Raw genomic sequence first — 14,974 nt, 5'->3', positions numbered from 1 at the left:
AAACAGCCGCTTTCAAAATTGAAAACGGCCATCATCCCACTACTTTACTATTTATATATGTTATTTTTTAATGAATTTATAAGCTTGTTTTTCTCCTTTCACAGAGTATTGCAGAATATAATCTCCTTTTGATAAAGATGAAACATCAATTTGTCCTTCCACAGTATTGAATGATTTCACCCTTTGCCCAACCATATTATAGATTTCTGCTTTTTCTATTTTTCCTGTTCCTTTAAAATAAAGCACATCAGTTACAGGATTAGGATAAATGCCAACACTGTTTTTCTCTTTCACGGTATCATTTACTGATAAGAATTCAGAAGTATCCAGATAAAAAGCAACTATTTGACCTGAAGCATTCGTCCCTGATCCGGCAATTTTCTTTCCGTCTTGTGAAATCGCCAGAGGAAGTCCCATCGTTACTCCATTCGTTGCAATTCCTAAGGATACTGCATAATCATTCAGATTAACTCTTCCGGCAGATGCAGTCCAGATAAAACCTTCTCCCGACATTGGAGGTGCTCCAAATGCTCTGTAATAACCAATAACCCGTGTTCCATCAGCTGAAATTCCTGTAGCTCCTCCTTTGAAATTGAACGAAGCATTAGGATGTGTTATATAGGTCAGCCCACTTGTAGCATTCCAAACATAAGGATTAGGATTTGCAGATCCTATAATGGTATTTCCGTCAGCCGAAATTCCGCCTGCTTCTCCTACATTATTCCCGTTATTATCTGTAATAAAACTTTCTACTCCATCCTGCCATTTTGCACCGCTTCTTGTTCCGGTTGGCTCATCCTGCCACCCTACAATCACGGTTCCTGCCGCATTGATTGCATTTGCCCTGGAACTGCGTCCTGAAACTATACTTCCCAGGTCAACCATTCCGTTTACCTCATCCCATTTAACAGCATGTGCGTTCGCAGCAGTAAGAAATCCTAACCCTACAATAGTATTTCCGTTAGGTGACATTCCCCATGTAGAACTTACACTGCCGTCCCAACCGGTAGGAACCAGCCCTCCTCTGTTTACCCATGTGGAAGTAGCTACGTCATAAGTTGATATTTCATTAAATCCTGTTGCAGAATTTGTAACAGAAGATGATATTTTGGTTCCATCGTTTGAAACAATCGTTCTGCCTGCGGCCGGATATCCGTTTGATATTGAACCTATCTGTACAAGTCCGCCTGCTGCATTCCATTTATATACTCCTCCTGCACTTGTATGCATACTTACTACTCCATTATCTGAAACTGCACCTACATTATAATTTCCCAGCCCTATTACTGTAAGCTGTGCTGCTGCAAAACTAAATTTCAGAAAAAGACAAGCCGTCAATATTTTTATTGACATTCTGTAAATTTTTTTCATATTTTATTATATTTAGCGTTCCGAATTGGTGAAAACAATATTAATACAATATTTACACTATCCAAAGAAATAGACTTTCATAATTCGTGAATTTTAAAAGAGTTTAATTTTTAAACAAATAATAATCAATTAGATACAAAACATCATTTTGAATATGGATTTTACCCGAACTATTCAAAAAAGCACAAAAAACAAACTATCAAGACAAAAATTATTTCAAAATAGCAGAAAAATATTACTGTTTATTTTCATTTGCTGTTCTTTTATTACCAGTGGACAGTCAGGTCCGGACTTTAATATTTTGGCAGATAAGGCATTTCTGAAATTGTATCAGAATTCTGACGAATGCATCAGCTATACTCAGGGAATCCTCGTAAGTGATCAGAATACAGAGCATAAAATTGTACTGCAAAACATTATTTCACAGGCTTTTGCTATGAAAGGCGATTACATACAATCTGTGAATATTTTTGCGCAGAAAGAAGATGCCGATCCGAAAAATGAACTTTCTTATTTTATGCAGGTTTTCAGTGATTATAATCTTGCTGACCAATACCAAAATCTGAGTCTGTACAATCAGTCAAAAAGAATTATTACCCATCTTTTATCTGATCAGAAGCTTCTTAAAAGTAATGATGCCGCATTACGAATAACCACAGCAAAGCTGTACCAACTACAAGCTTTGAACTCAGGAATCAATAGAGATTATCCTGCAGCATTCAAAAACCTTGATAAAAGTAATCAGTACCTCAGCGATCATAATGAAGAAAACAGAATATTAAAAACGGAAAACAGAATTTTCCGTTCTTCTTATCTCCTAAAACAAAATAGACTTGTTGAATATAAAGCGCTTATAGAAAATATTATTTCTGATCTTGAACACCAGACCAATCAACCATTTCTTTTAGGTTTAGCGTATGAGAATCTGTCCCAGTATTATTTTTTGAAACAGGATTACACAACATCTGTTGAGAAACTGGAAGCTGGACTCTTTTTGATTGAAGATCTGTCTTTTAATAATTTAAAAATTAAAATTTATGAATCATTATCCCGCAACTATTACGCACTTCATGATGATATAAAATATCATCAATACAATAAACTCTATAATGATTTAAAAACAAAAACCGATGCAAGCTCGAAAGAAGGAATACGATATATTGTAAAACTTGTTGAAACCAATCAGAATAAAAATATTGAATTTCAAAAACTGATGTTCCTTAGGTCTTTCTTACCTCTGGCTCTCATTCTATTTCTGATTATTATTGGCCTGTCCATCTATTTTTTAATTATTAAAAGCAAAAATAAAGATTTAAAAAAGCAGTTTGATTTCTTTAAAAAACAGAGCAATGAGAAACCTCAACCCATTTTATTAAATAAAGCTTCTGCAACAGCAAAAGATGCCGGTTTCAACAAAATATCGAGGGAAAAAGAAGATGAAATCCTTCAGAAACTTGAAGAGTTTGAAAAATCCAACGGATATCTGAATAAAAATATGTCCTTATCTATGCTTTCCTCTCAAATGGAAATTAATACAAAATACCTTTCTGAAGTCATCAACAACAAAGAGAAAAATTTCAATGGATACATTAACAAGCTAAGGATCAATCATATTGTACAGCTATTAAGGAATGATTCCACTTTTCTTAATTATAAAGTAAGCTATCTTGCAGAATATTCAGGGTTCTCATCACACAGTGCCTTTACAACCGTTTTCAAATCCGTCACCGGAATGTCTCCCAATGCCTATATTCAGGAAATCAGTAAAACCAAAACCGTATGAAATCACTTTTAAAAATATGGCCACTGCTCCTGGTATCCTTTTGTATTTTCACAAAGGCTCAAAAGACACCGGATAGTGTCTTAATAAAAAAAGCCAGGCTTGAAATTTATGACAATCCTGATAATACAATTAAAATTGGGGAACGGCTGTTAAAGAAATCTCATGATGTCAAAACTTCTATCCAACTTTATAAGCTTCTTTCCACAGCTCATATTGCCAAAAGAAACTTTGAGGAATCATTAAGATATATTATGAAGGCAAAGGAACTTTCCCAGAAAACCAATGATCCCTGGAGTCATGCAGAAGTTCTTATCTCTGTCGCAATACAATATCAGCAGATGGAACTTTTCAGCAAGAGCCTTGAAACGCTGAATGAAGCGGACCAATATATTGCTAAAATCCCGGACAAAAATCCCTTGAAATATGTTGAAACCGCTACAAGCTATGCCATAAGAGGAATGATTTACAAGAGCCAGTCCAACTCAGAAATTGCATTGGAAAAGTTTTTAATTTCAATCCAGAATTTTGAAAAAGTACCTATAAAGAAAACTACCAATTCCAACATGAGTGTGGTCTTATACAATATCGGGTATTGTTATCTTAATCTCAATCAAATTGATAAAGCACAGGAAGCTTTTGTGGAATCTTTAAACTATGCCCGGAAGAATTACTCTAAAAGTCTGGAAGCTTTTGCCTTAAAAGGAATTGCCGAAATACACAAGAAAAAACATGAAAATCAACCTGCTATAAACCTTTTGTTAAAAGCAGAAAATCTTTGTAAAAATATAGGAGATATCACCCTGAATGAAGGAATCTACAAGGAATTGGCAGAAAATCATCTTGCCATGGGACAACAGAATCTTTACCAGCAGTATAATAAAAAATACCTGGAAATGCGCTTTAAAAGAAAACAAAATGAACTGAAATCCATTAACCAGGTCATTGACAATCATAATAAGGAAACCTCTTTAAAAAGTGAAAAACTGAAATCCTATTATCATTATATTAAAATTGGCTCTGTACTGCTGGGATGTATTTTTATAGTTATCCTTTTATATTCTATTATAAAAATCAGAAAACAGAATAAGAATTTTCATAAAGAGATACAGCAAATGATAAGAACATCATAAGCTATGAAAACAAAAAAGCATTCCAAACTGGAATGCTTTTTTATAATGTATAATTTCAGCTTATCTACCGATAACTTCTGTAATTGGATTTCCTACATTTCCACTTGGGAACTGAATTTTCAGTAAAGAAGATACCGTAGGAGCAATATCAGTCATGTGATATTCTTTATTGCTTTCTCCCTGCTTCACTCCCCATCCCATAAAGATCAATGGAATATGTGAATCATAAGAGTTCCATACACTGTGTGTAGTTCCTGTTTTAGAATATGGAGGAAGCATAGAATCATGAGAAATCAACTGAATATCTCCGCTTCTCTGTCTGTTGATTCCGTTAATAATTCTTTGTTTGATGGGCTCCGGAATGCTTGACTCCTGAACTTTATCTACAGAAACAGCATATAAAACAGTAGGATCTTTCTCAATTTCTTTTACTGCAAAGTTTCTTACATCATCCAATTCAAGTTTGCTGTCTGCCAATACTTTTCTGTCAAAATAAATCTGATAGTTATCAATCGCATTGATCAGTTTATCTGCTCCGAATTTATCTTTTAGCTTTTGGTTCAGATTTTTTTCAGCATCTTCTCCGAAGAAACCTGTCGGAATTTTATGTTCTTTAAGAAATCCTACAGAATGCGCTCCACCATGGTCTGCAGAAAGGAAAACAGTATATTCTCCTTTTCCTACTTTTGAATCTAAATAATTGAAGAATTCAGCTAAATCCTGGTCTAATCTGATATAAACATCTTCTACTTCAATAGAATTTGGTCCGAATTTATGTCCCGCATAATCTGTAGAAGCAAGGTTGATAGCTAAAAAGTCTGTAATATTATCTCCACCCAGTTTTTCACCCTCTACAGAAGCTTCTGCCAACTTCAATGTCAATGTGTTTCCGAAAGGAGTATAACGGATATTATCTTTTTTAGTCTGATAATCCTTTGCTAAGTTGCTGTAAGGGAATGTAGGTGTTTTTGCGCTTCCCAGCAGCCCTTCCCATGAAGAATTGTCCGGTGCACTTTCTGTATATTGGTTGATCGGAAGTAAGGTATTCCAACCGTTTGCTACTAATTTTTCAGGAAGATTCTGAGCATTGAATGATTTTACCCATTGAGGCAGGTCATTCATATACCATGTGCTGGTAATGAAATTTCCTGTGCTGTCATCAAACCAGAAAGCTCCGTTTGGAGTGTGCCCTGCAGGAAGAATAGAAGCACGGTCTTTCAAAGAAACACCCACTACTTTTCCCTGGAAGTTGGTCGCCAGTCTCAATTCGTCAGTTACTGTAGTAGACCAAAGATTTTTTGGTGAGTGGCTTCCGATTTTTGTATTGGTTGTTCCTACTGGCTGAACGCTCTCATCTGCAGTACAGTAAACCCCTTTTCCGGTCTCTTTATCTGTCCAGTCGTTTCCTGCAATCCCATGAATTGCCGGTACAGATCCTGTATAGATACAAGTGTGTCCCAAAGCTGTAATGGTAGGCACATAAGGAATGTGTACGTTATTCAAAGAGTATCCTGTATTCAAAAGTCTCTTAAAACCATCATTTCCATACTTACCATAAAAACGGTATAAGTAGTCCCAACGCATCTGGTCTACGACCAGACCAACGACTAATTTGGGTCTTTCCAGTTGAGTATTTCTGTTCTTCTGCGCATTGATTGTAACTACGGACAAAAAAGTAGCTGCCGCAATTGAAATGTTCCTAAGCATCCAAGTAAATTTTTATTGCCAACAAATTTAAGGGTTTTGAAAGTTTTGGAGTGTGAAATTTTATTTAAATTTGAACTAATTATCTATTAATGCTTTGGAAAGGACTACTCATGTAATAACTGCAAAATCAATACAAGAACTTCCTTGCATTGATTACCTCAGAAATATTCCCCGTCAAAAAAGAATTAAAATAATTTTTGGTCATTCCATCGGCTACCTGAGAGAGGATTATGGTAAACAATTAAAGAAAAACCTGCCTCATTTTCAAATTGGTATTCATTCAATGGAACCTAAAATTGAAATAAATAAACTTATTACAAAAGAAGAAATAATTGCCAACCAATTATTTTTTGTACAATGTGCAAAAGACTATAGAAAACTTGGAGAAGAACTAGTCAGTTTATTTTTTGAGAAGAAGAAAATAAAACTAAACAAAGATTTTCCATTTCTGGCTTTTAATTATTTAAAAGGTAGAAGAACTCAGGGTGGTAAAGTAGGAAAATGGAAATATTTCCTTCATGGTTATCATTGTTATTTTCAAAATATAATCACAAAACAGGAAATTGAAGTTCCATTTATGTTTGGGATGGAATTCGGAGACCTTGATCCTTATTTTTTTTCTCTTTATATTAAATCTACACCTGAATACAAACCTCTTCCCGTCACTATTTATGAAGATTTTGCGGATGGAAAAAGAATATTAGATGTGATGTTTCAATTAGGGCTATTGGAACAAATTAATTCAAATCTTGAAAATCACTCCGGACTTGTAATCAAAGACAGAAAAAAAGTAGAAATTAAAATCTACAATCCCGACAAAGATTATGAAAAACCTAAATTTCAATCAAGATTATCAAGATTTATTCAGTTTTTCAATATTTAAAATAATTTAAGACCAATGATTTTAGGCGTATACTGGTATTTCAAATTTCCGGATCATCTATATGACTTTACGTTTTTCAAATTTTATCCGGGATTTGGTGGACATGCCGATACTCCTGCTGAATTGGCAGCGAAAGTTCAGGTTGAAAACACAAATGATTTCCTCATAAAGTTGGAAAAACTGAAAGCAAACTTCAGACAGACACATTTACAGGTAAACATCAATGAAAATCAACTGATCATTACTATTGGAGATTATCAGCTTTTTGACTTTCATTTTCAGTTTGTAACAGAAATTGAAAAATTATTGATTTGTGAAAATGCTCTATTACTAAATTCAGGCATTCCCTTTACTATTCAATCCAGTAAAAGCTATCCTCCGAAAAGAGAAGCTTTCAAAAATATTGAACACCGGTTTATTCAGATGGTGGGTTCAGATTTAAAAAAAAGTAATGCTGAAAATTATATGGTCAGAATTGACTGCAACCTTCCTGCACAGCATAAACAAAATCTTATTAATGACTTAGTGCAGATTTGCCAGGAAGAAAATCTCAATGTCTTCTACTATAATGATTTCAATTTTAATGATCATTGTAATTTGATGCTTTTTTTCAGCAATGGCAGGCAGAAAAAAGAGAATATCCAAAAGGTGGATATCAATTCCTTTGGAAGCAAAGTTCGGCAGCTTGCCCAGAAATACCCTCTTCATTTCGGTCATTTCGGAAGCTTCAAAGAATATCCTTTACATGGCCCTCATACCATACTTATGGTGGATGAAAAATATATTATACACAAAAAATAAAACCATTTTAATTCAATATTATGATTAAATTCAAATATGTCATTCTGTACGTGGAAAATGTAGAACAATCTATTAATTTTTATAAAAATACTTTTGGTTCTGAAATAAAATTTATCACCCCGGAAAAAGATTATGGAGAACTCCTGACCGGAGAAACTACGCTATCATTTGCCTCTGTTAACCTTGCAGGTTCAAATATTAAAAAAGGTTTTTTAACTTCAAAAACGGAAGATAAACCTTTCGGAATAGAACTGGGTTTTACCACAGATAATGTAGAAGCCTTAGTAGAAAAAGCAATAAAAAACGGGGCTGTTCTTTATGAAGATATTGCGGTAAAACCCTGGGGGCAAAAAACAGCTTACATCAAAGATCTTGATAATTATCTGATAGAAATCTGTACTGAAATTCAATAAGCTTAAAATATCTGATGTGGAAATAAAAAAATTACAAAAATTAGAATCCAACCCAAGCTTACACTGGGAGCATAATGGCTATACAACGGAAATAATATATTCTGTTTCTTCGATTGAATTTGGAGGTTCTTTTGAGTTTAACTTAAAAGAAAAATCTTTCCCTTACAACAAAATATGGGAAACAACTTCTGAAGATCTGGAAGAACTCAATGCCTTTATCGAACAAGGAAATTCTTTTGGTGCTTTTGCAGATGAACAACTTACAGGCTGGATCATCTGTGAACACAGAACATGGAACAACAGCTTTTATATTGAAAACATCCTGATTGATGAAAAACACAGACGACAGGGAATTGGCATTATGCTGATTAAAAGTGCTCTTAAACAGGCAAGGAAACTAAACTGCAGGGTGATTGAACTGGAAACACAAAACACAAATTATCCAGCCATCCAGTTTTACAGAAGAATGGGATTCAATATTACCGGACTGAACACAAGACTGTATGAAAATGCAGAAGAAATTGCTCTTTTTATGACCTTAGACCTTGATTAAATCTATGATAAAATAAATACTATCTTAAAATCTACATCCTTATTAATTAAAACACTTGCCGGTGTGTTAAAAATTTTATACATTAGTTATCAACAAATTAAAACATGATTACTATGAAAAATTTAAAAAAATTAAAGAGAAATCAGCTTGTGATGATCAGTGGTGGTGACACTCCTTATGCATTATGTGATATGGATGGCAATTGCCCACCAACAATAGGCTCTTACTATTGCAGTGATGGAACCTGCTACAGAGTTTCCGGCGGCGGCGGTGGCAACCCTGGATGTAATGAACCAATGCGTCTTTGCCAGGAATGGGAAACAGGATGCGGATGCGTTTATATGTAAAATATTCTTGTTAGATAAAATTTTGTTGAGGGCGGTTTTTACCGCTCTTTTTTATGACCTGTTGCTAAGGTATAATCTCCGGCAATTTCATTAATTTCGCAAAAAACAGAATTTCTCAATATCATGGAAAATCTTCTGAAATATATCAGATTACTCACTCCATTTTCGGACAAAAGCTGGGAAATACTTCAACCTGCTCTATCGGAAAGGAATTACAGGAAAAATGAACTGATGTTACAGGAAGATGAAGTCTGCAACACTTTATTTTATATCGATAATGGGTTTTGCAAAAGCTATTATGAAATAGACGGAGATATTAAAAACACCGGATTTTTCTTTGAAAATGAAATCGCTACCAATATCAGCAGTTTTGGGAGTGGTCAAAAGTCTGAATTTAATATCATCGCTTGTGAAGATCTGCATGTTGTTATTTTTGATAAAACAAAACTATTTGAAGCAGCCAGAAATGCACCGGAAATTGAAACTTTGGGACGCCATTGTATTCGCCAGTTTGCATCCAGACAAGAAGAATTTTCAAATCTGTTCAAACTTTATACGGCAAAACAAAGACTGGAGTATATTGAATCCAAGCATCCGGAAATGCTGCAACGTATCTCGCTCACTCAGTTGGCTTCATTTCTTGGAGTAGCAAGAGAAACATTAAGCAGAATCCGGAAACGAAGAATTACCCGTTAATACATTACATCCAAAACTATATATATGAAAACACTAATCTGGCAGGGAATTCTTTACCAATCTCTTGAATATTTTAATTTACTATCTGATGATAAAAGCTATACTGCAGAATCAAAAATCATTGGTTGCTATGAAGATAAAATCTTTGCTGTAAACTACAGCATTCTCATTGATAAAAACTGGATTGTTCAGGATTTTTTGATCGAATCCGAGATCAATACTATTAAAAGCAAACTTGCAGGAAAAAGAATCCAGGATCAATGGGAAATCAACAATACCATAAGCCCTGAACTCAATGGTTGTGAGTTTATAGATATTTCCCTCACTCCATTTACCAATACCCTACCCATCAACAATTTAAAACTTCAGGAAAGTATTTCTCAAAAAATTGATGTTCTTTATATTGATATATTAAATCAGCAAATCAGGCCTGTTCAACAAGAATATACAAGGACAGCATCCCATAAATATCTGTATGAAAATATTGAAAATGATTTTAAAGCTGAAATTTCTGTGGATGAAAGCGGAATAGTTACAAATTATCCAAAACTATTTGAAAAGATTGCCGAACATTAAAAACGTTCAATATAAAAAGTAAAAAAAAGACATCTAATCAGGTGTCTTTTTTAATGATAAATAATCATAAAAATAACACGACCTATTTTGTCGCCACAAGTAGATAATTTTACATCAGACTAAAACAAATTCATAAATATACAATAGGAACTTAACGATAAATAGTATGATTTACAGCATACCACATGAAAGTATTTTTTACGTCTTAAAAAATGTTAAATTCGCGAAGTTTTTTATAACTAATTACTAACTCAAAAAAACAACACGGGAATGAAAAAAATCTATCTTGGTGCATTCATCTTATGCACGGTCTTGGGGATCTCTGCCCAGGAAGTAGTGTGGCAGAAAGACATCAAATCCTCTACCCAGGATTTTCTAAGCCAGGTTACTACAACCATTGATCAGCAGTATCTTATCACAGGAAGTTCTATACAGTCAGGAAGTGGAAAGCTGGATGCTGGAAGTAAACAAAATAACGGATATGATTTCCATTTGGTAAAACTAAACCAGCAGGGAAATGAAGTCTGGGAAAAATACTTTTCAGGCTCTAACCATGATTATTTATCAGCAACAGTTACTACGCAGGACGGTGGATTTCTATTAGCTGGAACGTCCTATTCAGGAAAAGGACTGGATAAAAAAGAAGATTCTAAAGGAGGATCAGATATCTGGTTGATCAGAATCAATGAATTTGGTGATGAATTATGGCAGAAAACTTTAGGAAGTTCTTCTGATGAAGAAGCAAGAGCTGTTATCCAAACTACCGACTTAGGATTCTTTGTGGCCGGAAATGTACAAAATTCCTCAAAAGGTTACGGTTCCAAAGACGTTTTGATCACAAAATTGGATAAAGACGGAAAAGAACTTTCACAATTAATCTTAGGTGGAAAAGGCTTAGATGAAGTAGAGAAGATGATTCCAACGAGAGACGGCGGAGCATTGTTAGGAATTTATTCGAGGAGTTCAGCTGGACAAAGTAAAATGTATAATGTACAAAGTCCTCAAAATACATCTGACACCCGACATCTGGCAACTGTACAAAAACAAAGCGACAATTTCGGTGAGGGAGACTACTGGATCGTCAAGCTAGACAAGAACGGAAAGGTAGAATGGGAAAAGAATTTCGGAGGAAAAGGTGATGATCATATAAGAACGCTGGCCTTAACTTCCACTGGTTTTGTCATTGGTGGAGAATCCAGATCAGAAAGATCAGGAAATAAAATCGTAGGCATTGAAGAAGGGACAGACCTTTGGCTGATTTCTTTAAATGAAAGAGGTGATGAACAGTGGCAGAAATCCTACAATTTCAAGAACAGAGATATTCTGATGGGAATGAGTGTGATTCACGCAGCAGATGACAAATCATCCAAAGGAATTCTATTAGGAGGTTACACTCAGGCTGAAGGAAGAATACAAACCGATGATGAAACGTTCTGGATGCTTTATCTGGATCAGAACGGCAATGAACAATGGAGAAAACACGTCAAAGGAGAATCCAGACAAAAAGAAGAGAGACTTTCTGACTTAAAACTCAATAGAGATGGTTCCATTATTCTTGCCGGAACCAGTGCGGAAGAATTGGGTAAAGAAAACTGGAAGATTGTAAAGCTGGGAGACAAGCAGGTTGATCAGCTCATTGAAAAATACGACATCAAGATCTATCCAAATCCTGTTTCAGATTATGCTTATGTAGAAATCGGCTTTAATCCTTCGACAGGCTCAGGACAGGGTTTTAAAGATGCTGATATTCTACTGTATGATATGTCTGGAAGACAGCTTCAGAGTATTAAAACCAAAAATAGAGTGACTAAGATTAATACCCAGGCTTTGGTTCAGGGCACTTACCTGATCACTATAAAAACTGATACCAATAAAACGGCGAATGCCAAATTAATCAAAAAATAACATCATGAGAAAAAAACATAAGATCATAGTATTCCTGCTTACATTATGTTCAGGATTATTATTCTCACAAGGTGCATCGGGTGAAAGCTTCACCTCGGCACCTTCTGCAGCATCAGTGTCTAGTTTCATCAATGCTCCTATATCATTATCCACAGGGGTTCCGGACATTAATATTCCTTTCTTTGCACTGGCTACCCATAACCCGGGAATAGGAATCAATGTAGGAATATCTTACCACCCCGGCAATGCAGGTAAAACAAGCAAGGCATCGGATGTAGGCCTGGGATGGTCTTTATATGGAACAAGTTGTTTAATTTATAGAGCCGTAAACCAATACAACAGCATACCGACTGATATTTATTATTATTCTTTTTTGGGATTCAATGGTAAATTTTTACTAAAAACCAATTCCACAGGACAAAAAAAAATCACAAAAATCACTCATACCAATCTGAATATTACCTATAATCAGACGGAAGATACTTTTAATGTTGTTGATCCATCAGGAAATACCTATTTTTTTGATAAAAAAGATCAGAATATTTCTAGAAAAAGTAATAATTCTACGGCATACATTTCAGCTTATTATCTTACTAAAATAAAGGATGTTTATCAGAATGAGCCCCTACTTTTCACCTACATTGAAGATAGTTATGTGCCTAATGATCAAACTCTCACTATGAAAAGTCTGAAAATCAACAAAGTGACTTCACCGGACTTTGGTTCCATTGAATTCAGCTATAATTTTAATGAAGCTCTCAGAAAAAAGCTGGCCGATCCTTATCAGTTGCACACTGTAGCCTTGAAAAACAAAGCCGGAAAAGTGATTCAGAAATATACCCTGCAAAGTGACGATAGCGGATTTACCTATACTGAACCTTTACTATCTTCATGTACAGCAGAAGCAGTACCTGATGGTTTCTATGACAGAAGAATGCTTCGTTCAATTCAGAAATACGGAACCTCTGCACAATTTGAAAAAACAAGTTTTGAATATAATAAAAGTCCTTTTACAGGAAGCAACTGGACTGAGTTTAAGTGTCATTGCCTTAATGGACCAGACGGTCCAAAGTTTTTAAACATTGGACTTCTAAGCACTATAAAATATCCAACAGGTGGGCAGACTCGGTACGAATTTGAACCCAATCAGTACGAATTCAAAAAGACCAATATATTAGATCCATGGACTATTTCTGGTGATGCGTATATACGTCCTTACGAATTCGTGGATCAGGATGCACAAGTTCTGGAAACTGTAGGTATTTTTAATTTTGATACCCATTTTACAAATACTTATACTTTTAATATTCCGGCAAATCCGGATGACTCCGAGGGAGGAAGCTATCTTATGTATTGTGTAGACGTCACCGCTTACTATACCGATTCTCCAGTATGGGATCCAGGCTTAACTCCTTATGTTGATATCGAGCTAACCTCATCAGTACTAGGAAATGATGGTAATAAAAAATTTATGCCGGGAGCCAATACTTTCAAAGTATTGGGAACAGGTGGCGGAGGCACTGTTACTATCAAAAGAATCAGATACAAATCAATTCCGCTTCCCAACTATACCACCGGAAATGGAGTCAGAATCAAAAAAATAGAATTTCTTGAAAATGGAATTCCTGTAGATTCAGAAACCCGTTATTATTCTTATCAGCAGTTTGATGATAATAGTAAAACAAGTGGCTATTTGGGCCCACTCAAGGACGCACCTGTTGTTTATAAAAATGTGAAAGAAACTATTGGTCAGAATAAAGGATATGCAAAATATTATTTTGGAACTTTGAAAGATCGCCTTGAAAATCAATCCCCGGAAGGAGGATTAACAAATCCGGTTTCTCATTACAATATCCTTGTCAATGGTTTTCTGGATAAAAAAGAAGTCTTTGATGCCAGCAATACTATGGTAGCAAAAGAAGAAAACATCTATGAATTAACTCCAACAGGATTCTCATATTCTCTTGATGATAATTTTGATTCAGGCGTTCAGGTAAAAAACTCTATTGTGACGAAGCAGACGAATACCACTGCTTCTTTTGTAGGGCAGGATGCTATTTCTTCAACCATAGAATCCACACGAGAAACCACAGATCTTAATATTACAGGCAAAAAGACCATTACTTCTGAAGGAGATATTCTGGAAGAAAATTATACATATCCTAATCCAGCTGCTATGCGCTTATTTGGTGCGGGAATCAGAGATAGAGTTATTACTACTGAATCCAAAAAAAATGGAGCTACCCTTTCTAAAACAGAAACCCGATATGATGATACCACTCATCTATACCCAACTTCCGTCATAGGATTTTTGCCTGATGATCTTACCCAGTCCTTTAAAAATGCAGTGAATGATATTTATGATGACAAAGGAAATCTTGTTCAGTACAGAGCATTTCCAAATACGGCAGATGCTTCCACAGGAGGAATTCCGGCTACCATCATCTGGGGATATAATAAAACCATGCCGATTGCTAAGATAGAAGGTGCAAAACTATCGGATATTCCGGCAGCACTTGTTACATCCATTGTTAATGCCTCTAACGAAGACGCAGATGCTGTTCCAGCCAATGAAGCAACAAAGGAAACAACACTTATCAATGCTTTGAATACCTTCAGAAAAGATACTGCTCTTAAAAATTTCGTGATTACAGTCTATACCTATAATCCAATGATTGGAATGACTACTATTATTTCTCCAGCCGGAATGATGGCAAAATATGAATATGACTCTTTTGGTAGACTTCAGAAAGTCATCAATAGTGAAGGAATTCCGGTGAAAGAATATCAATACAATAGAAAAAACTAA

General features: G+C 35.1%; 13 protein-coding genes. 11 read left to right on the top strand and 2 right to left on the bottom strand.

Annotation, left to right across the window (positions count from 1 at the left end; translation table 11 throughout):
- Positions 1–60: 60 nt before the first annotated feature.
- A complete protein-coding gene (locus ACPF63_RS03125; protein ID WP_426481947.1) occupies positions 61–1,371 on the bottom strand; it encodes a T9SS type A sorting domain-containing protein in 1,311 nt (436 codons plus the stop codon).
- Between the two features lie 154 nt (positions 1,372–1,525).
- On the opposite strand from ACPF63_RS03125, the gene ACPF63_RS03120 reads away from it, so the two are divergent.
- Positions 1,526–3,154 carry a helix-turn-helix domain-containing protein gene (locus ACPF63_RS03120; RefSeq protein WP_426481946.1) on the top strand — a complete coding sequence of 543 codons (1,629 nt, stop codon included), beginning with the start codon at positions 1,526–1,528 and terminating at the stop codon, positions 3,152–3,154.
- Entirely contained in the window at positions 3,151–4,284 is a 1,134-nt protein-coding gene (locus tag ACPF63_RS03115) for a tetratricopeptide repeat protein (protein WP_426481945.1), read from the top strand. The genes ACPF63_RS03120 and ACPF63_RS03115 overlap by 4 nt, the downstream gene beginning before the upstream one ends.
- 60 nt (positions 4,285–4,344) lie before the next feature.
- Here the strand turns inward: ACPF63_RS03115 and pafA are convergent, their stop codons facing one another.
- Positions 4,345–5,991, bottom strand: coding sequence for an alkaline phosphatase PafA (pafA, locus tag ACPF63_RS03110; RefSeq protein WP_426481944.1), 1,647 nt, complete (start codon positions 5,989–5,991; stop codon positions 4,345–4,347).
- A 283-nt stretch (positions 5,992–6,274) separates the two neighbouring features.
- Here pafA and ACPF63_RS03105 point away from each other — a divergent pair, with 283 nt between their 5' ends.
- The 9 genes from ACPF63_RS03105 to ACPF63_RS03065 all read left to right on the top strand — a co-directional run bounded on the left by ACPF63_RS03105 (position 6,275) and on the right by ACPF63_RS03065 (position 14,974).
- Positions 6,275–6,874, top strand: a complete 600-nt coding sequence (locus ACPF63_RS03105; protein WP_426481943.1) for a DUF6896 domain-containing protein — start codon at positions 6,275–6,277, stop codon at positions 6,872–6,874.
- 15 nt (positions 6,875–6,889) lie between these two features.
- Entirely contained in the window at positions 6,890–7,675 is a 786-nt protein-coding gene (locus ACPF63_RS03100; RefSeq protein ID WP_426481942.1) for a hypothetical protein, read from the top strand.
- A 20-nt stretch (positions 7,676–7,695) separates the two neighbouring features.
- Entirely contained in the window at positions 7,696–8,088 is a 393-nt protein-coding gene (locus ACPF63_RS03095; protein WP_426481941.1) for a VOC family protein, read from the top strand.
- Between the two features lie 16 nt (positions 8,089–8,104).
- Positions 8,105–8,641 carry a GNAT family N-acetyltransferase gene (locus ACPF63_RS03090; RefSeq protein WP_426481940.1) on the top strand — a complete coding sequence of 179 codons (537 nt, stop codon included), beginning with the start codon at positions 8,105–8,107 and terminating at the stop codon, positions 8,639–8,641.
- Between the two features lie 113 nt (positions 8,642–8,754).
- On the top strand, positions 8,755–8,988 hold the full coding sequence (locus ACPF63_RS03085) for a hypothetical protein (protein WP_180564385.1): 234 nt from the start codon (positions 8,755–8,757) through the stop codon (positions 8,986–8,988).
- 123 nt (positions 8,989–9,111) lie between these two features.
- Complete coding sequence (locus ACPF63_RS03080) at positions 9,112–9,684, top strand: Crp/Fnr family transcriptional regulator (protein WP_426481939.1); 573 nt, start codon at positions 9,112–9,114, stop codon at positions 9,682–9,684.
- Positions 9,685–9,708: 24 nt separating this feature from the next.
- Positions 9,709–10,260: a putative glycolipid-binding domain-containing protein gene (locus ACPF63_RS03075; RefSeq protein ID WP_426481938.1), complete on the top strand. Its 552-nt coding sequence runs from the start codon at positions 9,709–9,711 to the stop codon at positions 10,258–10,260.
- A 270-nt stretch (positions 10,261–10,530) separates the two neighbouring features.
- Positions 10,531–12,165: a T9SS type A sorting domain-containing protein gene (locus ACPF63_RS03070; RefSeq protein WP_426481937.1), complete on the top strand. Its 1,635-nt coding sequence runs from the start codon at positions 10,531–10,533 to the stop codon at positions 12,163–12,165.
- A 4-nt stretch (positions 12,166–12,169) separates the two neighbouring features.
- A complete protein-coding gene (locus ACPF63_RS03065; protein ID WP_426481936.1) occupies positions 12,170–14,974 on the top strand; it encodes a hypothetical protein in 2,805 nt (934 codons plus the stop codon).

Origin of the sequence: Chryseobacterium sp. R2ACT005 (assembly GCF_049949215.1) — a bacterium.
Lineage (GTDB): Bacteria > Bacteroidota > Bacteroidia > Flavobacteriales > Weeksellaceae > Chryseobacterium.
This window is presented reverse-complemented; position numbering and strand designations above follow the sequence as displayed.

Bases quoted from the DNA above. Each gene is read 5' to 3' on its own strand.
- ACPF63_RS03115 (WP_426481945.1), top strand. From the start codon at position 3,151: ATGAAATCACTTTTAAAAATATGGCCACTGCTCCTGGTATCCTTTTGT.
- ACPF63_RS03075 (WP_426481938.1), top strand. From the start codon at position 9,709: ATGAAAACACTAATCTGGCAGGGAATTCTTTACCAATCTCTTGAATAT.
- ACPF63_RS03105 (WP_426481943.1), top strand. From the start codon at position 6,275: ATGGAACCTAAAATTGAAATAAATAAACTTATTACAAAAGAAGAAATA.
- ACPF63_RS03120 (WP_426481946.1), top strand. From the start codon at position 1,526: ATGGATTTTACCCGAACTATTCAAAAAAGCACAAAAAACAAACTATCA.
- ACPF63_RS03085 (WP_180564385.1), top strand. From the start codon at position 8,755: ATGAAAAATTTAAAAAAATTAAAGAGAAATCAGCTTGTGATGATCAGT.
- ACPF63_RS03125 (WP_426481947.1), bottom strand. From the start codon at position 1,371: ATGAAAAAAATTTACAGAATGTCAATAAAAATATTGACGGCTTGTCTT.
- ACPF63_RS03070 (WP_426481937.1), top strand. From the start codon at position 10,531: ATGAAAAAAATCTATCTTGGTGCATTCATCTTATGCACGGTCTTGGGG.
- ACPF63_RS03095 (WP_426481941.1), top strand. From the start codon at position 7,696: ATGATTAAATTCAAATATGTCATTCTGTACGTGGAAAATGTAGAACAA.
- ACPF63_RS03080 (WP_426481939.1), top strand. From the start codon at position 9,112: ATGGAAAATCTTCTGAAATATATCAGATTACTCACTCCATTTTCGGAC.
- pafA (WP_426481944.1), bottom strand. From the start codon at position 5,991: ATGCTTAGGAACATTTCAATTGCGGCAGCTACTTTTTTGTCCGTAGTT.
- ACPF63_RS03065 (WP_426481936.1), top strand. From the start codon at position 12,170: ATGAGAAAAAAACATAAGATCATAGTATTCCTGCTTACATTATGTTCA.
- ACPF63_RS03100 (WP_426481942.1), top strand. From the start codon at position 6,890: ATGATTTTAGGCGTATACTGGTATTTCAAATTTCCGGATCATCTATAT.